The sequence below is a fragment of the Streptomyces sp. NRRL F-5135 genome, assembly GCF_000719775.1.
Classification (GTDB): domain Bacteria; phylum Actinomycetota; class Actinomycetes; order Streptomycetales; family Streptomycetaceae; genus Streptomyces; species Streptomyces hebeiensis.
Genome location: NZ_JOHR01000019.1, coordinates 160,424 through 180,835, shown reverse-complemented (window position 1 = coordinate 180,835; position 20,412 = coordinate 160,424). Strand labels below are relative to the sequence as shown.

The 20,412-nt window shown below is 73.0% G+C and carries 18 protein-coding genes and 1 tRNA gene; 13 read left to right on the top strand and 6 right to left on the bottom strand.

Annotated elements, in window-relative coordinates; all coding sequences use genetic code 11:
* Positions 1-206: 206 nt before the first annotated feature.
* Positions 207-294: transfer RNA gene (locus IG02_RS0129390), tRNA-Leu, on the bottom strand.
* Positions 295-513: 219 nt separating this feature from the next.
* Here IG02_RS0129390 and IG02_RS0129385 point away from each other — a divergent pair.
* The 3 genes from IG02_RS0129385 (at position 514) to IG02_RS43720 (ending at position 3,309) form a co-directional block, all read left to right on the top strand.
* Positions 514-1,839 (top strand): M20/M25/M40 family metallo-hydrolase, encoded by a 1,326-nt coding sequence (locus IG02_RS0129385; protein ID WP_030754603.1) that lies wholly within the window; start codon positions 514-516, stop codon positions 1,837-1,839.
* Between the two features lie 185 nt (positions 1,840-2,024).
* Complete coding sequence (gene chpH, locus IG02_RS0129380; RefSeq protein WP_030754601.1) at positions 2,025-2,258, top strand: chaplin ChpH; 234 nt, start codon at positions 2,025-2,027, stop codon at positions 2,256-2,258.
* A 160-nt stretch (positions 2,259-2,418) separates the two neighbouring features.
* Positions 2,419-3,309, top strand: coding sequence for a chaplin family protein (locus tag IG02_RS43720; RefSeq protein ID WP_030754599.1), 891 nt, complete (start codon positions 2,419-2,421; stop codon positions 3,307-3,309).
* A gap of 62 nt (positions 3,310-3,371) precedes the next feature.
* Here the strand turns inward: IG02_RS43720 and IG02_RS0129370 are convergent, their stop codons facing one another.
* Entirely contained in the window at positions 3,372-3,560 is a 189-nt protein-coding gene (locus IG02_RS0129370) for a DUF5703 family protein (RefSeq protein WP_030754597.1), read from the bottom strand.
* 47 nt (positions 3,561-3,607) lie between these two features.
* Here IG02_RS0129370 and IG02_RS0129365 point away from each other — a divergent pair, with 47 nt between their 5' ends.
* Complete coding sequence (locus IG02_RS0129365) at positions 3,608-4,261, top strand: hypothetical protein (RefSeq protein WP_030754595.1); 654 nt, start codon at positions 3,608-3,610, stop codon at positions 4,259-4,261.
* A 277-nt stretch (positions 4,262-4,538) separates the two neighbouring features.
* On the opposite strand, the gene IG02_RS0129360 is transcribed toward IG02_RS0129365, so the two are convergent.
* Together IG02_RS0129360 and IG02_RS0129355 are read right to left on the bottom strand one after the other, a co-directional pair.
* On the bottom strand, positions 4,539-6,959 hold the full coding sequence (locus IG02_RS0129360) for a helix-hairpin-helix domain-containing protein (RefSeq protein ID WP_078854924.1): 2,421 nt from the start codon (positions 6,957-6,959) through the stop codon (positions 4,539-4,541).
* Positions 6,944-7,927, bottom strand: a complete 984-nt coding sequence (locus IG02_RS0129355; RefSeq protein ID WP_030754591.1) for an aldo/keto reductase — start codon at positions 7,925-7,927, stop codon at positions 6,944-6,946. Before IG02_RS0129355 ends, IG02_RS0129360 begins: the two co-directional genes overlap by 16 nt.
* A gap of 126 nt (positions 7,928-8,053) precedes the next feature.
* Here IG02_RS0129355 and IG02_RS0129350 point away from each other — a divergent pair, with 126 nt between their 5' ends.
* Complete coding sequence (locus tag IG02_RS0129350) at positions 8,054-9,103, top strand: LLM class F420-dependent oxidoreductase (protein ID WP_030754589.1); 1,050 nt, start codon at positions 8,054-8,056, stop codon at positions 9,101-9,103.
* A gap of 358 nt (positions 9,104-9,461) precedes the next feature.
* A complete protein-coding gene (locus IG02_RS0129345; RefSeq protein ID WP_030754586.1) occupies positions 9,462-10,247 on the top strand; it encodes a ferritin-like domain-containing protein in 786 nt (261 codons plus the stop codon).
* Between the two features lie 99 nt (positions 10,248-10,346).
* Here the strand turns inward: IG02_RS0129345 and IG02_RS0129340 are convergent, their stop codons facing one another.
* Entirely contained in the window at positions 10,347-11,354 is a 1,008-nt protein-coding gene (locus IG02_RS0129340; RefSeq protein ID WP_030754583.1) for a magnesium and cobalt transport protein CorA, read from the bottom strand.
* Positions 11,355-11,464: 110 nt separating this feature from the next.
* Here IG02_RS0129340 and IG02_RS0129335 point away from each other — a divergent pair, with 110 nt between their 5' ends.
* From IG02_RS0129335 to mshC, 4 genes are all read left to right on the top strand, one after another.
* Positions 11,465-12,163, top strand: coding sequence for a histidine phosphatase family protein (locus IG02_RS0129335; protein ID WP_030754581.1), 699 nt, complete (start codon positions 11,465-11,467; stop codon positions 12,161-12,163).
* 117 nt (positions 12,164-12,280) lie between these two features.
* Entirely contained in the window at positions 12,281-12,871 is a 591-nt protein-coding gene (locus IG02_RS0129330; protein ID WP_078854923.1) for a DUF3090 domain-containing protein, read from the top strand.
* Between the two features lie 188 nt (positions 12,872-13,059).
* Entirely contained in the window at positions 13,060-13,854 is a 795-nt protein-coding gene (locus IG02_RS0129325; RefSeq protein ID WP_030754576.1) for an SCO1664 family protein, read from the top strand.
* A 282-nt stretch (positions 13,855-14,136) separates the two neighbouring features.
* Positions 14,137-15,366 carry a cysteine--1-D-myo-inosityl 2-amino-2-deoxy-alpha-D-glucopyranoside ligase gene (gene mshC / locus IG02_RS0129320; protein WP_030754574.1) on the top strand — a complete coding sequence of 410 codons (1,230 nt, stop codon included), beginning with the start codon at positions 14,137-14,139 and terminating at the stop codon, positions 15,364-15,366.
* A gap of 249 nt (positions 15,367-15,615) precedes the next feature.
* Here the strand turns inward: mshC and IG02_RS0129315 are convergent, their stop codons facing one another.
* Complete coding sequence (locus IG02_RS0129315; protein WP_078854921.1) at positions 15,616-16,779, bottom strand: PAC2 family protein; 1,164 nt, start codon at positions 16,777-16,779, stop codon at positions 15,616-15,618.
* 276 nt (positions 16,780-17,055) lie between these two features.
* Here IG02_RS0129315 and IG02_RS0129310 point away from each other — a divergent pair, with 276 nt between their 5' ends.
* From IG02_RS0129310 to IG02_RS0129300, 3 genes are all read left to right on the top strand, one after another.
* On the top strand, positions 17,056-18,459 hold the full coding sequence (locus tag IG02_RS0129310; protein ID WP_078854920.1) for an enolase C-terminal domain-like protein: 1,404 nt from the start codon (positions 17,056-17,058) through the stop codon (positions 18,457-18,459).
* Positions 18,456-19,232 (top strand): SDR family NAD(P)-dependent oxidoreductase, encoded by a 777-nt coding sequence (locus IG02_RS0129305; RefSeq protein WP_030754567.1) that lies wholly within the window; start codon positions 18,456-18,458, stop codon positions 19,230-19,232. The genes IG02_RS0129310 and IG02_RS0129305 overlap by 4 nt, the downstream gene beginning before the upstream one ends.
* Positions 19,233-19,316: 84 nt before the next feature.
* Positions 19,317-20,408 carry a sugar ABC transporter substrate-binding protein gene (locus IG02_RS0129300; RefSeq protein WP_051765852.1) on the top strand — a complete coding sequence of 364 codons (1,092 nt, stop codon included), beginning with the start codon at positions 19,317-19,319 and terminating at the stop codon, positions 20,406-20,408.
* Positions 20,409-20,412: the final 4 nt, after the last annotated feature.

Below are 20,412 nucleotides of genomic sequence, written 5' to 3'. Positions count from 1 at the left end.
GTCCGGGCGCAGGGACGGGAAGGACAGGCGTGCGGCATCGGTGAACAGGACCCAGGTGAGCGTGGTCTCCGCCACCGCCTTGACCGCCTCGCGGGACGGCGCCGGGCCCAGCTCGCCGAAGCCCAGGTGCATCAGGAAGCCGACGAGGACGAAGACCACGGGCCGGAAAACAGAAAAACCCCAGATCAACTGGGGTTTTCGCTGGTTGGTGTCCGAGGGGGGACTTGAACCCCCACGCCCGATAAAGGGCACTAGCACCTCAAGCTAGCGCGTCTGCCATTCCGCCACCCGGACAAGGTGTCCGTCGTCGGGCCCTGGGCCGTTCCGACGTGGAAAACCATAGCAAACATTCAGGGGTGCCCGATCACGGCCGGTCCTGTGTGACAGCCGTATGACAGGCGTCCGAGGTGCGGATCCCGCCCTTGGGCGGCGGGGGCGGAACGCGCGAGGATATGGGGGACCCACCAGCGCGGAAACACCGGAAACAGCAGCAACGACCTGGGAGTGAGCAGCGTGAGCGAACCGAACGAGGGCCGGGCCCTGTCCGGCCAGGACGAGGTCGTGGACCTCTGCCGGGACCTGATCCGGATCGACACCAGCAACTACGGCGACCACTCCGGCCCCGGCGAACGTCTCGCGGCCGAGTATGTCGCGGAGAAGCTCGCCGAGGTGGGCCTCGAGCCCAAGATCTTCGAATCCCACAAGGGCCGGGCCTCGACGGTCGCGCGGATCGAGGGCGAGGACCCCTCCAAGCCCGCCCTGCTCATCCACGGCCACACCGACGTCGTCCCGGCCAACGCCGAGGACTGGCGGCACGACCCGTTCTCCGGGGAGATCGCGGACGGCTGCGTCTGGGGCCGGGGCGCCGTGGACATGAAGGACATGGACGCGATGACCCTCGCCGTCGTACGGGACCGGATGCGCACCGGCCGCAAGCCCCCGCGCGACATCGTCCTGGCGTTCCTGGCGGACGAGGAGGCGGGTGGTACGTACGGCGCGCGGTACCTGGTCGACCACCACCCCGAGCTCTTCGAAGGCGTCACGGAGGCGATCAGCGAGGTGGGCGGCTTCTCCTTCACGGTCAACGAGAACCTGCGGCTGTACCTCGTCGAGACGGCGCAGAAGGGCATGCACTGGATGCGCCTGACCGTCGACGGCACCGCCGGGCACGGCTCGATGACCAATACCGACAACGCCATCACCGAGCTGTGCGAGGCCGTCGGGCGGCTCGGCCGGCACCAGTGGCCGGTGCGGGTGACCAAGACCGTACGGTCGTTCCTGGACGAGCTGTCCGACGCGCTCGGCACCCCGCTCGACCCCGAGGACATGGACGCCACGCTCGTCAAGCTCGGCGGCATCGCCAAGATGATCGGCGCCACGCTGCGCAACTCGGCCGCCCCCACCATGCTCGGCGCCGGCTACAAGGTGAACGTGATCCCCGGCCAGGCGACCGCGCATGTCGACGGCCGCTTCCTGCCCGGGTACGAGGAGGAGTTCCTGGCCGACCTCGACCGCATCCTCGGCCCGCGCGTCAGGCGCGAGGACGTGCACGGCGACAAGGCGCTGGAGACCAGCTTCGACGGCAAGCTGGTGGACGCCATGCAGACGGCGCTGGCGGCGGAGGACCCGATCGCGCGGGCCGTGCCGTACATGCTCTCCGGCGGTACGGACGCCAAGTCCTTCGACGACCTCGGCATCCGGGGCTTCGGGTTCGCCCCGCTCAAGCTGCCCCCGGAGCTGGACTTCGCGGGGATGTTCCACGGTGTGGACGAGCGGGTGCCGGTGGACGGACTGAAGTTCGGCGTTCGCGTACTGGACCGGCTCATCGACCACAGCTGACACGGCGACGCGGCACGCCCTCCGGGAGGCGGCTCAACGGCCTTACGGGGGGCCGGAATCGACAGCGCGTGCGCATCCGACTGAGAAGGGTGAATCCGACCATAGGCTCGTAGCTCCATTACTCCCTCCTCGTTACACGTGGTGCGGTCCGCGGCTGGGACCGCATGTGACTACAAGGAGGAAAAATGCTCAAGAAGGTCGTCGCCACCGCTGCTGTCACCGGTGGTCTGGTGCTCGCGGGCGCGGGTATGGCCGCCGCCGACGCGGGGGCCCAGGGTGCGGCTGTGAACTCCCCCGGCGTGGTCTCGGGCAACGTCGTCCAGGTTCCGGTCCACGTGCCGGTGAACGTCTGCGGCAACACGATCTCCGTGGTCGGTCTGCTGAACCCCGCGTTCGGCAACGTCTGCCTCAACAAGTGACGTCGTACGGCGTCACCGTGTGACGTCGTCACCCGGCCCGCGAGCGGGCCGAGCCTGTGCGGCCCCGGAGTGCGCGCCATGCACTCCGGGGCCGTCGGGCACCCTGCCCCCGGCACCGACGCCAGGGGCAGTCCGGCGGTCGAAAGGCAGGGATCGAACAATGAGGCAGGTCACCCGCAAGGGCTTGATCACCGTGGCGGCGGCGGGCGGCGTACTCGCGCTGGGCGGCGCTCCCGCGCACGCGGACGCGACGGGAGGGAGTCTCGCGACGCATTCACCGGGCGTGCTGTCCGGCAACAGCGTCCAGGTTCCGGTGCACGTGCCGGTCAACGCGTGCGGCAACACCGTCAACGTGGTCGGAGTGCTGAACCCGGCCTTCGGCAACCGCTGCGGCAATGTGTCGCACGGGAAGAAGACCGGACAGACCGGGCAGGGGGCGGGCCGCGGCGGTGCTCACGCGGGCGGCGGCGCCCATCACTCGCCGGGCGTCGGCTCCGGCAACACGGTCCAGGTGCCGATCGACGCTCCCGTGAACGTCTGCGGCAACAGCGTCAGTGTCGGCGGCCTCGGCAATCCGGCCTTCGGCAACGAGTGCGGGAACGGCTCCCCGGCGACGCCGCCGGGGAAGCCGCAGCAGCCCGGCAATCCCGGTAACCCGGGTACGCCGGGTCAGCCCGGTAACCCCGGCACTCCGGGGGAACCCGGTCATCCCGGCACGCCGGGCACCCCTGGCAACCCCGGTACGCCGGGCAATCCCGGTCATCCCGGCACCCCCGGAACACCGGGGCATCCGGGCAACCCCGGCCACCCCGGTGCGCCCGGCACCCCCCACACCCCGTCCGAGCACGCGGTGACGCCCCCGTCGGCCCCCGCCGCGCACACCCCGGGTGCGCGCGGCGTCTCGTACGAGCGTGCCCCCGGCCGGCGGTCCGAGGTCACCGGGGAACTCGCCCGGACGGGCGCGGGATCACTCGCGCTGGCGCTCCCCCTGGGCGCCGGCATGCTGCTCGCGGGCAGCGTCCTCTACCGCCGAGCCCGCGCCGGAGCGTAGCCGTACGGGCACCCGGACGGCCGAGGGCGGGCCCCGCAGCAGTGGGGCCCGCTCCGCCGCCCTCACCAGGTGGCGCGCACCTGACGGATGATGCGCCGCCGCAGCCGTACCCGACGGCTGCCGTCCCGGCGCAGGCTCAGGCGGTCCAGTTCCCAGTGCCCGTACTCGGCATGGTCGGTCAGGAGACGGGCCGCTTCCTTGCGGGAGACCCCGCGCGGCACGTACACGTCGACAAATTCGTATTCCGGCATCGCATCTATTGTGCGGGCAGAGCCCCGGTACGGATAGCGTCTGCACTATGTCTGATGCTGCGCAGCCCACCGCTGCCGAGGTACGTGCTGCCGCCGAGGCGGTCAAGGTAGCCCTGGACCGCCATCTCGCGGCGGTCGAACACCGCACGGGTGAGGACGACCCGGCCGTCTCCGAAGCGTTCAATGCCCTTGCCGTCGCGGCCGAGGTCTACGACGAGCGGCTCTACAACAGGTACGACGAAGTCACCCCCTTCGAGATCCCGGACCCCGACGATTCCCTGCCGCCCTACAACGGCCCGGAGGAGCCGAACGCCCTGAGTGTGCTGATCCGGCGCGACTACGCGGTGGTGGAGCCGCAGCGGTTGCTCGCGCAGGCGCAGCGCATCGCCGACGCGGACGGGGACGACGACGATTCGGGCGCGGTCGTGGGCAGCAGTGTGCACGCCGCCCTCGGCGTGCTCTTCGGCGAGTACGAACCGGACGAGATCGCCTCCCGGCACAAGGAGTTCGGACTCGAAGAGGGCGATTCCACCCTGTGGGTGGCGGCGGCCGACGACCTTCCCGAACCGGGGGAGTGGCTCAGCGCCCCCTTCGACCAGGCCGACCCCCAGCAGGTGGTCTGCCGCTTCGACGTCAGCGCGGTCTTCGACGAGGACGACCTCGACCAGGACCTGGACGACCTGGAGGAGCAGGACGCCTGACCCCGGCGCGCCCGGCCCCGTACTCCCGGCCGGGCCTCCCGCCCCGCCCCCGCCATCGGTCCCGGCCGACGGCGGGAGGCGGGGCCGGTCCTCACGCGCCGTTCCCCAACCGTCCCGTTCCGTGCCCCTCCCGACGCGTTCGCTCCCGCGTGTCCCGGCCCCGTGCATCCGTGGGCGTCCCCCGCGGCCGTTCCCCCGCTGCCGGGCCGGGCGAGGGCGACGGGGGGAGCGCGCGGGGGAACGGCGGAGCGGCCCCGGGCCGGGCTCGGGTGAGCCGTCAGCCCTGCCGCTCCGCCGTGTGGTCCGGCGGCGCCAGCAGGGCCCGCACCAGCGGCAGCAGCCGCGTCGTGCGCTCCTGGGCCGGGATCTCGGCCACCGCGCGCGGCAGAGCCCGGTCGACGCCGTGCACCACGGACAGATGGCGCTCACCCCGGCCGAACGCCGTGTAGACCCAGGGCCGGCTCAGCCCCTTCGCCGCGTCGCCCGGCAGGACCACGACCGCCGCGGGCCACCGCATTCCCGCCGCCTGGTGCGCGGTGAGCGCCCACCCGTGGCGTACGGCCGACTCGACACGATCCCTCGGCACGACGACCGCCGCGCCCCCGCAGTCGAGCCGCAGCCCTTCGGCGTCCGCCGAGACCACCGAGCCCTCGAGCGTCCGGCCCGGTTCCGGTACGTACGCGACCCGGTCGCCCGGATCGAAACCGCCGAACCGGCCGGGCCCCGGGTTGAGCCGTTCCTTGAGCGCCGCGTTCAGCGCGCGCGTGCCCGCCGATCCGCCGTGTCCGACGGCGATCACCCGCGTCCGCGCCGGCTCCGTACCGAACGCGCGCGGGACGGAGTCGGCGACCAACTGCACCGTCCGGTGCACGGCCTCGCCCGCGTCCCGTACGGGCACGATCACGACCTCCTTGCCCGGCGCCGCCACCTCGTTCAGCTCGCCGGCCCCGATTCCGGAGACCAGCTCGCCGATCGGACCGGGATCGGGGGTGCGGGACGCGACGCGCGGGCACACCCGGGCGGCCAGCAGATCGGCGAAGACCCGGCCCGCGCCCGCCGACCACAGCACACCGGGGTCGCCGCTGAGCACCAGCCGGGCCCCGTCGGGCAGCGACTCCACGAGCATGGCCGCCGTCTCCACGTCCAGCTGCGGGGCGTCCAGGACGACGAGGAGGTCCAGCGCGAACATCCCGTCCGCGTCCCGGCCCGGGCCCTCCGCCCCGGCGAGCAGCCCGGCCACGGTGACCACCTCGGCAGGCTCCGGCCCGCCGGCCGTCCGCAGCCGGTCCCGGCCGTTCTCGCTGTGGACCGCGACGGTGGCGCGCAGCCCGTGCGCGCGGACGGATTCCGCCAGCGCGACCGGCTCCGCGCGCGCCGCCTCACCGCCCGTGTGGAGCACGAGCCCGTGGCCGGTGGCCGCACGCGCCAGGTCGGCGGCCACCGGGGGCGCCGCCTCCACCGCTTCCGGCCAGGGAGCCTCGGAACCGGTCCTGACCAGCCGGGCGAGGCCGTCGGCGAGGCTCTCCTCCGCCAGCGCGTACCGGTCGAGACCCAGCAGGACCGGGACCTCCGGGGCGCCGGCGCCGTCGGCTGCTCCCGCTCCTGGGGCGACCGTCTCGGACGTGCTCTCGGCGTCCCCGTCCGGGGCCTCCTCGAACTCTCCGCCTTCTTCGCCGCCTTCGAGACCGTCCTCGTCGCCCTCCCGGAACACCAGCACCGCGCCCTCGGCGACGGCGTGCCGCACCGCCTCGTCCGGGTCCGGAACCGCGTGTCCGGCCAGCGCTTTCCGTACCGCCGACGCCTCCAGCGCCGTGTGTCCCTGGAGCGCGGCCCGCTCCAGCAGCCATCCCACCAGGGCGACGGCCCGCCGTGCGTCTCCGGGCCCGCACTCCGCGCCGAGCAGCGCCCGCGCGAAGCCGTCGGCCTGCTCGGGCCGGACCCCCGCCACGGCCAGCAGCCGCCAGGGGTCCGCACGCAGCGCGTCGGCTGCCCGCTCCCCGAGCACGGCCGCGACCCGCCCCGCCAGCGCGTCCGGCGCACCGCCCCGCGCCAGCACCTCCCGGACGGCGGCGACCGCCTCCGGCGGTACGCGCGGCGAGGCCGCGGGAGTCGGCGGGACTCCGGGCGCCGTGGGGGCCGCGGGACCGGCCGGGCCCGGCGGCCGCTGGGGGCGCGAGGGGGCCCGTCCCTCCGTCGGCCGCCCGTCACCGCCCGGGGCGGCGGCCGGCGGCCGCGCGGCCGGTGGCGGGCCCAGCAGACCCGGCTCGACCCGCTCGCCGCTCTCCACGGCCCGTACGGCCGCGAGCAGATCGGCGGCCCGGCCGCTCAGCTTTCCCCCGGCGTCGATGGGCCCCGCCTTCTCCGCCTTCCGCTGCTCGATCCGCTCCCGCACCGCCCGCTGCGCGGCCAGCTCAGCCTCGGTCTCGGACAGCTCCCCGGCGCTTGCGGCCTCCTCGGCACTGTCGGTGTCCCCGCTGCCGTCCGCGTCACCGGAGCCGTCGCCGACCTCGGACGGCCCCTCCTCGGGAGCGGCCTCGGAAGGGGCCCTGGAAGTGGCAGCGGCGGCGGCCCCGGCGGTTCCCGGGGCCGCCGCCGTCCCGGGCTCCGGCGCCGGGTCCGCGGCGACCCGGCCCGTGTCGGCGGCCGGCCCGGTCTCCTCCCTGGCGGCCTCGCGGTCCGTGCTCACAGCGTGCTCCAGTCCTGGTCGGGGTAGCGGTGCACGGGCGCGGACACATCGTCCAGCGCCCGGCAGATCTCGTCAGGAAGACTAAGGCTCTCCACTGACAGTGCCGCGGTGAGCTGCTGCGCGTTGCGCGCGCCGACGATCGGCGCCACCACCCCGGGGCGGTCCCTGACCCACGCCAGCGCCACCTCCAGCGGTGTCGTGGCGAGCCCGTCCGCCGCCGTCGCGACCGCGTCCACGATCCGGCGCGTCGGATCGTCCAGATACGGCTCCACGAAGGGCGCCATGTGGTCGGAGGCGCCCCGTGAGTCGGACGGCGTGCCGTGGCGGTACTTGCCCGTCAGCACGCCCCGGCCCAGCGGCGACGACGGCAGCAGCCCGACGCCCAGGTCGAGCGCGGCCGGCAGCACCTCCCGCTCCACCCCGCGCTGCACCAGCGAGTACTCCATCTGAGTGCTGGCCAGCCGGGTCCGCACGCCCGGCGCCGCCAGCTGCCACGTGGCGGCCTTGGCGAGCTGCCAGCCGCTGTAGTTCGACACCCCCGCGTACCGGGCCCGGCCGCTGGAGACCGCGATGTCCAGCGCGTGGAGCGTCTCCTCCAGCGGGGTGCCGGTGTCGAAGGCGTGTATCTGCCACAGGTCCACATGGTCCGTGCGGAGCCGTTCCAGCGAGGCGTCGAGCGCGGCGAGCAGATGGCCCCGGGAACCGTCGAAGCGCCGGTAGGGATCCGGCACGCTGCCGGCCTTCGTGGCGATGACCAGGTCCCGGCGCGGGATCAGCCGCTCCACGAGCTGCCCGAGCAGGTATTCGGCCTCCCCGCCGCCGTACACGTCGGCCGTGTCGATCAGAGTGCCGCCCGCTTCCCAGAACGTCTTCAACTGGTCCGCGGCATCGTGTTCGTCGGTGTCCCGGCCCCAGGTCAGGGTGCCGAGCCCGATCCGGGACACACGCAGGCCGGTACGGCCGAGATGCCTCTGCTCCATGCCGCCTGAGGTTACTGGCCGGGACGGCGCGGGCGGAGAGGCTGTGGACAACGTGCCCCTGACGGATGGCGGTGCCGCGCGCTAGAGTCCGGCACACGGACGTTACTGATCAGTAAGGGAGTGGTTATGCGGCTCGGCATCAATCTCGGGTACTGGGGCGCGGGGATGGACGGCGACAACCTCGAGGTCGCGCGCGAGGCCGACCGGCTCGGCTACGACGTCTGCTGGGCGGCCGAGGCGTACGGTTCCGACGTCCCGACCGTGCTCAGCTGGGTCGCCGCGCAGACCGAGCGCATCGACGTCGGGTCCGCCATCCTCCAGATCCCGGCGCGGCAGCCCGCCATGACCGCGATGACCGCGGCCACGCTCGACTCCCTCTCCGGCGGCCGGTTCCGGCTCGGTCTCGGGGTCTCGGGCCCGCAGGTCTCGGAGGGCTGGTACGGCGTCAAGTTCGACAAGCCGCTCGCCCGCACCCGGGAGTACGTCGAGATCGTCCGCAAGGCCATGTCCCGGGAGCGCCTGTCGTACGAGGGCGAGCACTGGACGCTGCCGCTGCCGGGAGGGCCCGGGAAGCCGATCAAGCTCACCGTCCACCCGCAGCGCGAGCACATCCCGCTCTACATCGCCGCCATCGGTCCCAGGAACCTGGAGCAGACCGGCGAGATCGCCGACGGCGCCCTGCTGATCTTCCCCTCCGCCGACCACCTGGAGGAGACGGCGATCAGCCACCTGCGTGCGGGCCGGGAGAAGGCCGGGCTCACCATGGACGGCTTCGACGTCTGCCCCACCGTGCCGCTGGCGGTCGGCGACGACGTGCACGCCCTGGCCGACACCTTCCGGCCGTACACCGCGCTGTACGTGGGCGGCATGGGCAGTCGCAAGCAGAACTTCTACAACCAGCTCGCCCGGCGGATGGGGTACGAGAAGGAGGCCGCCGAGATCCAGGACGCCTACCTCTCCGGCGACAAGGACGGCGCCGCGGCTGCGGTCCCGCACCAGCTGATCGACTCGACCACGCTGCTCGGCACCGTGGAGCGCATCGCCGACCGGATGGCGGCGTACGCCGCCGCGGGGGTCACCACGCTGACCCTGTCGCCGTCCGGATTCACACGGGACGAGCGGATCGCGGCGCTGCGCGCGGGCACCGAGGCGCTGGAACGCGCGGGACTGGCGTGATGACCGGCCGCCGTCCCTGACCGGGCCCCGGCCCCCGACGCGGACGCGGCGTCCCGCCCGGATTCACGGGCGTGCGTCCGGGCCGGACAGCGGCTCCGGACTCCGAGACCGGCCACCAGGAGGTGACGTGTCCGGAGCCGGCGGCCGCTGCCCGTGGCGGAGGCCCCGGTGCCGGCCCGTCACGAACGGGTACCGCGACATCCCCGCCCGCGCCCGCGCCCGCGCCCGCTCACGCGCCGCACGCCGCGCCCCGCCGCGATCCTTCGTTCGGCGCAGTGCGGCGGCGCACCTGTTGCCCGGCGTCCCGCATCCGATTTGACTCGGTTTCTGCGGATGTCCGCGTATGGAGGTGACAGTGATGTTCTCGGCCCGAAGCCTGTTCCAGGAGATCCTGGACGACGACCGGACCTTCCGGCTCTTCTGTTCCGTCGCGGCCAGCGGCGAGGCCCAGGGCGGCTGGGAGAACGGCCGGATCGCCGCCCTCGTCCCCGAGAGCATGCGGGACCTCGCCCCGAAGATCGCCCGGCACGGCGCCGACGAGGACAAGCACGGCCGGATCTTCAACGCCCTCCTGAGGAAACGCGGTCTCACGCCCGTGCCCGTCCCGGCCGACACCGACTACACGATGCTGTTGGAGCGCCGCGGCATCGGCCTCGCCCACAGCAAGCTGCGCCGCGACGAGCCGCTGACGGAGCGGGACATCGTCGTCTACCTGTCGCACAGCCGGATCACCGAGCAGCGGGCGGCCGACCAGATGGTGATGCTGGTCAGGTACTTCGGCGACCACCCCGAGGTCGGCAAGGCCATCAAGATGATCAGTAACGACGAGGAGAACCACCTCGCCTACTGCCACGAGGAGCTGCTGCGGCTGGCCCGGGCGGGCCACGGCCGGCTGATCCAGCGCGTCCTGCGCCAGTGCGTCCGGGTCGAGATCCGCGTCTACCGGCAGGTGAGCCTCGCGGTGATGAGCCGGATGGGGCGCCTCCTCGGCTGGTCCACGCCCAAGGCCACGGTGCTGGCGCTGGGCATCAACGCCCTGTACGCCTACGAGCGGCTCATCGGCTGGCGCCGGATGGTGAACCTCACGATGCCCGAGCGGCGCGACGCGCTCGGCGGCCCGGCCGCCCCGGCCCCCGCGTCGTGAGTGCCGGCGTCGCGAGCCCCGCGTCGTGGGCCGAGGCCGCCGCTCAGGGCCGTACGGACCCCGCTCGGAGCCCTCCTGGGCGCCCTGGTCCCGGACGCCTCAGAGCCAGCCGCGGTGCTTGAACATCCGGTGCAGGCCGAAGACGACGAGCGCCATGAAGACCAGTACCGCCGGATACGCCCAGACGTAGGCCAGCTCGGGCATGTGCCGGAAATTCATCCCGTAGATCCCCGCCACCATCGTGGGGACGGCGGCCATGGCCGCCCACGCCGAGATCTTGCGCATGTCGTCGTTCTGCCGCACCCCCATCTGCGCGAGGTGTGCCGAGAGGATGTCGGAGAGCAGCCGGTCCAACGACTCCACCTGCTCGTTCGCATGCGTCAGATGGTCGTTGACGTCCCGGAAGAACGGCCGGGAGCGCTCCTGCACGAAGGGCACACCCGCCCCGGCCAGCCGGGTCATCGGCGCGGCCAGCGGCCCGCTCGCCCGGCGGAACTCCAGCACCTGCCGCTTGAAGTCGTAGATCCGCGCGGCGGTCGGGGTCCCCGAAGCGGACGACCGTGCCGGCCCGTCCGGCGCGAAGACCTCCGCCTCCAGCTCCTCCAGGTCGACCTGGAGCTCGGCGGCGACGTCTATGTAGTGGTCCACGATCGCGTCGCCGACCGCGTACAGCACGGCGGTGGGGCCGTGGGCCAGCACCTCGGGCTCCGCCTCGAGCCGCCTCCGTACGGCGGCGAGCGGGGCGCCCTCGCCGTGCCGCACGGTCACCACGAAGGAGTCGCCGATGAAGACCATCAGCTCGCCGGTGGTGACCTCGTCGCTCTCCGGCGCGTACTCCACCGGCTTCAGCACCACGAACAGCGAGTCGTCGTACACCTCCAGCTTCGGCCGCTGGTGCGCGGTGAGGGCGTCCTCCACCGCCAGCGGATGCAGCCCGAACTCGCTGCTCACCAGGGAGAACTCGTGCTCGGTCGGCTCGTGGAGCCCGATCCACAAGAACGCGTCCCCCACCGCGCGCGCCTGGTCCAGGGCGTCGGAGAAATCGGCGGGACCGTCCGTGCGGTGTCCGTCGCGGTAAATGGCGCAATCCACGATCACGGCGGGCATTCTGCCCGCTCCTGGGGCGGCCAATCCACGACTCGGAGGTCGCGCGGACAGGGCGGACAGGTGGGGGCGACGCGCCCCGCCTGTCCGCGCGACCTCTTACGCTGGCGGGCATGGCCACCTTGCTCCTCGTACGTCATGGACGCTCCACCGCCAACACCGCCGGGCTGCTCGCGGGCTGGACCCCGGGCGTCGCCCTGGACGAGCGCGGCGCCGCCCAGGCCGCCGCCCTGCCCGGGCGTCTCGCCGACGTGCCGCTCGCCGCCGTCGTCACCAGCCCGCTCCAGCGCTGTCAGGAGACCGTCCGGCCACTGCTGGACGCCCGCCCCGGCCTCCCGTCCCACAGCGACGAACGGATCGGCGAGTGCCACTACGGCGAGTGGTCGGGCCGCAAGCTGGCCGAGCTGGCCGACGAGCCGCTGATGACGGTCGTGCAGCAGCACCCGTCCGCCGCGGCCTTCCCCGGCGGCGAGTCGATGCGCGCGATGCAGGCACGCGCCGTGGAGGCGGTGCGGGACTGGAACGCGCGGATCGAGGAGGAGCACGGCGAGGAGGCCGTCTTCCTGATGTGCTCCCACGGGGACATCATCAAGGCGCTCGTGGCGGACGCCCTCGGCATGCACCTCGACCTCTTCCAGCGGATCCACGTGGACCCCTGCTCCGTGACGGCCGTCCGCTACACCCGCTTGCGGCCCTTTCTGCTGCGGCTCGGCGAAACGGGCGACCTCGGCGGTCTCGCACCCCGGGGGAACAGCGGCAACGGCCAGGGAAACGGTGACGGTGTCGTAGGAGGCGGCGCGGGAGCACCGTGATCGCTCAGCGCAGTAGGGTGGACGCGCCGTCCGTACGGGCCGGGAAGTGCCGGGCCCGCCGGCGGCACCGTTCCGTACCGGTTTCCACGACTTCCACGACTTCCAAGGGAGCAGGACGTGTCCCGTCAGGTGTTCCTCTACGACCCGCCGGACCGATTCGTCGCCGGTACGGTCGGGCTGCCTGGCCGCCGTACGTTCTTCCTCCAGGCTTCCGCCGCGGGGCGCGTGACCAGCGTCGCCCTGGAGAAGACGCAGGTGGCCGCGCTCGCCGAGCGGATCGACGAACTGCTGGACGAGGTCGTGCGCCGGACCGGCGGCAACGCGCCCGTACCGGCTGTGGCGCCCGCCGAGATCGCCGACTCCGCGCCGCTGGACTCCCCGGTCGAGGAGGAGTTCCGGGTCGGCACGATGGCGCTGGCGTGGGACGGTGACGAACAGCGCATGATCGTCGAGGCGCAGGCACTGGTCGAGCTGGACGCCGAGACCGACGAGGACTTGGCCGAGGCCGAGGAGCGGCTGCTCCAGGACGAGGAGAACGGCCCGCCGATGCTCCGCGTACGGCTCACCGGCGCGCAGGCCAGGGCGTTCGCCAAGCGCGCGCTGGACGTGGTCAACGCGGGCCGCCCGCCGTGCCCGCTGTGCAGTCTGCCGCTCGACCCGGAAGGGCATGTGTGCCCGCGCCAGAACGGATACCGGCGGGGAGCATGACCTCGTCGGAGAACACGCGGGTACCGTCCCAGGTGGACGGGGCGTCGTCGCGGGACGTCGCGCCGCCGGGCGGCGCGGCCGGTACGGGCGATGTCGCCGGGACGGCCGGGACCGCCGAGGTTGCCGAGGTCTCCGGGACTGTCGTGGCGGCCGAGGCGGCAGTCGGGGCCGACGCCGGGGCCGGGGGCGTGACCGTCCTCGATCTGCTCGCCAAGGGCGAGCTGACGGTCCTCGGCCGGATCGAGGAGGCGTCGAACGCGGCGCTGTACTGCTCCGTCACCTACCGGGGCAGGCAGGCCCACTGCGTCTACAAGCCCGTCGCCGGTGAGCGGCCGCTGTGGGATTTTCCCGACGGCACGCTCGCCCAGCGGGAGGTGGCGGCGTACGAGGTCTCCGAGGCCACCGGCTGGTCCCTCGTACCGCCGACCGTGCTCAGGCAGGGCCCGTACGGCGAGGGCATGTGCCAGCTGTGGATCGAGCCGGGCACCGACGACGCGACGGACCCGCTGCTGGCCCTGGTCGAGGACGAGGAGCCCGGCGAGGGCTGGAAGGCGATCGGCCTCGCCGAGGTGGGGGAGGGCCGCACGGCCCTGCTCGTGCACGCCGACGACGAGCGGCTGCGACGCCTCGCCGTGCTCGACGCGGTGATCAACAACGGCGACCGCAAGGGCGGCCACCTGCTGCCCGCGCCCGAAGGACGGCTGTACGCCATCGACCACGGTGTGACCTTCAACGTGGACGACAAGCTGCGCACCCTGCTCTGGGGCTGGGCGGGCGAGCCGTTGACCGAGGAGACCCTCCAGGTGCTGGCGAGGCTGGAGGAACGCCTGGCCGGGGCCGGGGCCCTCGCCACCCGGCTGGCGGAACTGCTCACGGCCGCCGAGACCGAGGCCGTACGGTCCCGGATCCGCGAGCTGCGCCGGACCGGACGGCATCCGGAACCCTCCGGTCAGTGGCCGCCGATACCCTGGCCACCCGTGTGACCTGGCCCTGCCTGCCCGGGTGACCGGGCCCCGCCCGGCCGTGTGTCCAGGCCCCGCCCGGCCGACCGGCCGGTCAGGTCCGGTCAGGTCCGGTCGGGCCTGGGCAGGTCCGGGGCGTCCGAACCCCTGAGCGCGACCCCGTCGAGCCGGGCGTGCGTGGCATCGGCCGACGCCCTCCCACGCGCGCGAAGCAGGTCCCACCCGAGTGCGCAAGAGGGCCCAACCGGCCATGACCGCACCTCCGGTTCGTATCCGGAAGTTCCGTCCGGTTAGGCTCATGACATGCATGCCTGGCCCGCTTCCGAGGTCCCCGCCCTGCCTGGCAAGGGCCGCGACCTCCGGATACACGACACGTCGACCGGCGGACGAGTGACCCTCGACCCCGGTCCCGTCGCCCGTATCTACGTCTGCGGCATCACGCCGTACGACGCCACCCACATGGGACACGCGGCGACCTACAACGCGTTCGACCTCGTGCAGCGCGTGTGGCTCGACACGAAGCGGCAGGTCCACTACGTCCAGAACGTCACCGACGTCGACGATCCGCTGCTGGAGCGGGCGCAGCGCGACGGCGAGGACTGGACCGGGCTCGCGGAGCGCGAGACGGCCCTCTTCCGGGAGGACATGACGGCGCTGCGGATGCTGCCGCCCCAGCACTACATCGGGGCGGTAGAGGCCATACCGGGCATCGTCCCGCTGGTGGAACGGCTGCTGGAGGCGGGTGCCGCCTACGAACTGGAGGGCGACGTCTACTTCTCCGTGGCGGCCGACCCGCACTTCGGCGAGGTCTCCCGGCTGGACGCCGAGGCGATGCGGATCCTGTCCGCCGAGCGCGGCGGCGACCCGGAGCGCCCCGGCAAGAAGAACCCGCTCGACCCGCTGCTCTGGCTGGCCGCGCGCCCCGGCGAGCCGAGCTGGGACGGCGGCAGCCTCGGCCGCGGCCGGCCCGGCTGGCACATCGAGTGCGTGGCCATCGCCCTCGACCACCTGGGCATGGGCTTCGACGTCCAGGGCGGCGGCAGCGACCTGGCCTTCCCGCACCACGAGATGGGCGCCTCGCACGCGCAGGCGCTGACCGGCCAACATCCGTTCGCGCGGGCGTACGTGCACGCCGGAATGGTCGCCCTCGACGGCGAGAAGATGTCCAAGTCCAAGGGAAACCTCGTCTTCGTCTCCGCGCTGCGCAGGCAGGGCGTGGACCCGGCGGCGATCCGGCTCGCGCTCCTCGCGCACCACTACCGCGCCGACTGGGAATGGACGGAGCAGGTGCTTCCGGACGCCGAGGCCCGGTTGGCGCGCTGGCGCGCGGCGGTCTCCCGGCCGGACGGCCCGCCGGCCGAGGCGCTCGTCGAGGAGGTCCGCGAGGCGCTGGCGGACGACCTGGACGCGCCGTCCGCGCTGGCGGCCGTCGACCGCTGGGCCGCGCTCCAGCAGGAGGCGGGCGGCACGGACGAGGGGGCGCCCGGCGTGGTGTCGCGCACGGTCGACGCGCTCCTGGGCGTGGCACTGTGACGCCAACGCGAGTGAACCGGACGCGGGCGAGCGGGAGGCCCGTGCCCGTGAACGCGGTGCCGGTGTAAGGGGAACGGCGCGGGTCGTCCCTCGTCCGCCCACTCATCCATGCGCTGACGGCACGGCCGGTAGGGGACCGAAGCGTCCCTTACCGGCCATGCCGTGCTGTGCGATTCGGCCAAACCCGAACCCGGTGCGGCTGCTGCGCCGCCCCTCCGCCGGCCCCGCGGGGCGGCCGGGCGCCCTCGCTCAGTCCTCCGAAGGGCTTGACGGACCGTCAGGGGAGGGGCCGTCAGGGGAAGGACCGTCCGCGCCGTCCGGCCCCGATTCCTTCCCCGAGCCCTTGCCCGCCCCGTCGTCCTTCCCGGTGCCCGCGCCCGTGTCCGTACCGGAGCCGGAGCCGGAGTCGGAGCCCGCGCCCGGTGCCGGTCCGGGCTCCGGGCCGCCCGCCGCGTCCGGGCCGCCGCGAGCGGGCCCCCGCGGCCTGCCCCGGCCGCCCGGCGCGTCGCGCAGGAATGACGTGCCGTCACCCGTCTCCGTCGCGTGCCCGCCGGACGCCGTCTGTCCGGGGCCGCCGTCGCGGCGCCGCAAATACCGCTCGAACTCCCGGGCGATGGCCTCGCCAGAGGCCTCCGGCAGCTCCGCAGTGTCCCGCGCCTCCTCCAGGGACTGCACGTACTCCGCGACCTCGCTGTCCTCGGCGGCCAGCTGGTCCACGCCCAGTTGCCAGGCGCGCGCGTCCTCCGTCAGCTCGCCCAGCGGGATCCGCAGGCCGATCAGGTCCTCCAGCCGGTTCAGGAGCGCCAGCGTCGCCTTGGGGTTGGGCGGCTGGGACACGTAGTGCGGCACGGCGGCCCAGAGGCTCACCGCCGGTACGCCCGCGTGCGTGCACGCCTCCTGGAGGATGCCGACGATTCCGGTCGGGCCCTCGTACCGGGTCTCCTCCAGGTCCATCGTCCGGGCCAGGTCCGTGTCCGAGGTGACCCCGCTGACCGGTACCGGACGGGTGTGCGGGGTGTCCCCGAGCAGCGCGCCCAGGATCACCACCATCTCCACGCCCAGCTCATGGGCGAAGCCCAGCAGCTCGTTGCAGAACGAGCGCCAGCGCATGGACGGCTCGATGCCGCGGACCAGCACCAGGTCACGCGGGGTCTCCCCGCCGACCCGCACCACGGACAGCCGGGTGGTCGGCCAGGTGATCTTCCGCACGCCGCCCTCCAGGAAGACCGTGGGCCGGTTGACCTGGAAGTCGTAGTAGTCCTCGGCGTCGAGCGCCGCGAACACCTCGCCCTTCCACTCCCGGTTCAGGTGCGCGACCGCGCTGGAGGCTGCGTCGCCCGCGTCGTTCCAGCCCTCGAACGCGGCCACCATGACCGGGTCGATCAGCTCGGGAACACCGTCGAGCTCGATCACCCAGTGCCTCCTTCCGAAGTTTTCTGCCGTACGGACCAACCTTACGGCTTGAACAGTGCCCGCCCGCAGCCCCGTGCACGCGCGGGTGAACTTCGCGGTAGTGGCGTATAAGCCCGAGGAATTAGTGCGTTGCTCAGCCGATTCATCCGAGCTGTGGTTCCGGAGGCATCTGAGCAATGGGGGTAAATATCGTTCTCGCTCTGGACGATCGAGGTCGTCCGACGCTATACATCGGATGACCGACAGAGGTCCGATGTACTTCTCCAGGGGGCGTCCATGAGCCAGACCGTCACGGGCTTCGAGGTCCATGACATCCGCTTCCCCACCTCGGAACAGCTCGACGGCTCCGACGCCATGAATCCCGACCCCGACTACTCGGCCGCGTACGTCGTCCTGCGTACCGCCGACGGCCGCGAGGGGCACGGGTTCTGCTTCACCATCGGCCGGGGCAACGACGTGACAGCCGCGGCCATCGAGGCCCTGCGGCCGTACGTCCTGGGGTCCCCCGCGCCGGGCGACGCGGCCGGGCTGGCCGCGCTCTCCCTCGCGCTCACCCACGACTCGCAGCTGCGCTGGCTCGGTCCCGAGAAGGGGGTGACGCACATGGCCGCCGGTGCCGTGATCAACGCGGCCTGGGACCTGGCGGCCAAGAGGGCGTCCAAGCCCGTCTGGGAGTTCCTGGCCACCATGACGCCCGAGGAACTCGTCTCGCTGGTCGACTTCCGCTACCTGACGGACGCCCTCACACCGGACGAGGCGCTCGCCCTGCTGCGCGCGGCCGAGCCGGGGCGCGCCGAGCGGACCGCGCGGCTGCGGGCCGAGGGATATCCCGCGTACACCACCTCGCCGGGCTGGCTCGGCTACTCCGACTCCAAGCTGGTCACGCTCGCCCGGCAGGCGGTCGCGGACGGCTTCACCCAGATCAAGCTCAAGGTCGGCGGCGACCTCGCGGACGACGTCCGCAGGATGAAGCTGGCGCGCGACGCCGTCGGTCCCGACGTACGGATCGCGGTCGACGCCAACCAGCGCTGGGACGTCTCCGACGCGCTGCGCTGGATGGCCGCCCTCGCCCCGTACGCCCCGCACTGGATCGAGGAGCCGACCAGCCCCGACGACATCCTCGGCCATGCCGCCGTACGGGCCGGGCAGCCCGTCAAGGTCGCCACCGGGGAACACGTCGCCAACCGCGTCGTCTTCAAACAACTGCTCCAGGCCGGAGCCGTGGACTACCTCCAGATCGACGCGGCACGGGTCGCGGGCGTCAACGAGAATCTGGCCGTCCTGCTGCTCGCGGCGAAGTACGGTGTGCCCGTCTGCCCGCACGCGGGCGGCGTCGGACTGTGCGAACTCGTCCAGCACCTCTCGATGTTCGACTACATCGCCGTCTCCGGCAGCCGGGAAGGACGCGTCATCGAGTACGTCGACCACCTCCACGAGCACTTCGCCGACCCCGTGGTGATCGCCTCCGGCCACTACCGGGTGCCCACCGCGCCGGGCTTCTCGGCCCGGATGCACCCTGCTTCGATCGCCGCCCACCGCTATCCGGAGGGGCCCGTCTGGCGGGCCCGCCGCGCGGCCGGGTGGTCCGCGGACGAGAGCACCGGGAACGACGCCGAGAAGACCGCCGGGGAGATGGCCGGGACGACCGTCGACGAGACGGCGGAGAGGAGCAGCCGATGACGGACATACGGGACTTCGAGGGGCTCGGCGCCCTGGTGACCGGCGGCGCGTCCGGCATCGGCGCGGCCGTCGCCGCCCTGCTGCTCCGGCGGGGCGCCCGCGTCGCCGTGCTGGACCGGGACACCGCGGGCGCGCCCGCCGGGACGCTGGCCCTGACGGCGGACGTGACGGACGACGCGGCGGTACGGGAGGCGGTGGACGCGGCGGCGGCCGAGTTCGGGGGGCTGCACACCGTCGTCTCCAACGCCGGTGTCGGCGCCGTCGGCACGGTCGAGGACAACCCCGACGACGAGTGGCGGCGGGTCCTCGACATCAACGTCCTCGGCATGGCCCGCACCGCCCGGCACGCCCTGCCCCATCTGCGCCGCGCGGCCCCGGAGCGGCCCGGCTGCGTCTCGATCACCCAGACCTGCTCCATCGCGGCCACCGCCGGGCTGCCGCAGCGCGCGCTCTACAGCGCCAGCAAGGGCGCGGTCCTGTCGCTGACCCTGGCCATGGCCGCCGACCACGTCCGCGAGGGAATCCGCGTCAACTGCGTCAACCCCGGTACCGCCGACACGCCCTGGGTCGGACGACTGCTCGACCAGGCCCAGGACCCGGCGGCCGAACGCGCCGCCCTCGAAGCGCGCCAGCCCACCGGACGGCTGGTCGGCGCGGACGAGGTCGCCGCCGCCGTCGTCTACCTCGCCGGCCCGGCCGCTGCCGCCGTCACGGGCACGTCGCTCGCCGTCGACGGCGGGATGCAGGGCCTGCGCCTGCGCCCCGCCACCTGATCGCACTCCCGGGCCGCCGCCCGGGCCCCGGGCCAGGACCCCGGCCCGTACTCACTCCCCAGGGACGCAAAGGACGGGACATCCATGCACGGCACCTCCACGGCACACCACTTCGGGCGGCGAAGGGTCCGCACGACGAGGGTCCGCACGACGAGCGTCGCGGCGTGTGCGGCGCTCCTCGCTGTCATGGCCCTGGCAAGCTGTAACCGGGACCACGGCGCCGGCGCGGCCGGTGGCGGCAAGGTCGGCATCGACCTGCCCCGCAGCGACAGCGACTTCTGGAACTCGTACCAGAACTACATCGAGAAGGGTGTCGAGGACGGCGAGGTCGGGGCCCTTCCCCTGACCAACTCGCAGAACGACATCGGCAAGCTCGTCTCCAACGTCCAGGTCTTCACCGACCAGGGGGCCAAGGCCGTCATCATGGCCCCGCAGGACACCGGCGCCATCACCGAGACGCTCCGCACGCTGAAGGAGCGGAAGATCCCGGTCGTCTCCGTGGACACCCGCCCCGACCAGGGCGATGTCTACATGGTCGTACGGGCCGACAACCGCGCGTACGGCGAGAAGGCGTGCGCGTACCTGGGCGAGCAGCTCAAGGGCAAGGGCAAGGTCGCCGAGTTCCAGGGCGACCTGTCCTCCATCAACGGCCGGGACCGGTCCGAGGCGTTCAAGTCCTGCATGCGGCGCGAGTTCCCCGGCATCACGGTCTTCGAGCTGGCCACCGACTGGAAGGGCGACGTCGCCTCGGCCAAGCTCCAGTCGACGCTCGCCGCCCACCCCGACCTGGGCGGGATCTACATGCAGGCCGGCGGAGTGTTCCTGCAGCCCACCCTGGCGCTGCTGGAGCAGAAGAAACTGCTCAAGGCACCCGGCACCCCGGGCCACATCACGATCGTCTCCAACGACGGCATCCCCGAGGAACTGGACGCCATCCGGGCGGGCAAGATCGACGCCACCGTCTCCCAGCCCGCCGACCTCTACGCCAAGTACGCGCTGTACTACGCGAAGCGGGCGCTGGCGGGCGAGACACCGAAGACCGGGCCGACCGACCACGACTCCACCGTCATCAAGATCCCGGGCGGCTTCGAGGACCAGCTGCCCGCACCCTTGGTGACCAAGGACAACGTGGACGATCCGGGGCTCTGGGCCAATCAGCTGGAAAAGAAGAGCTGATCAG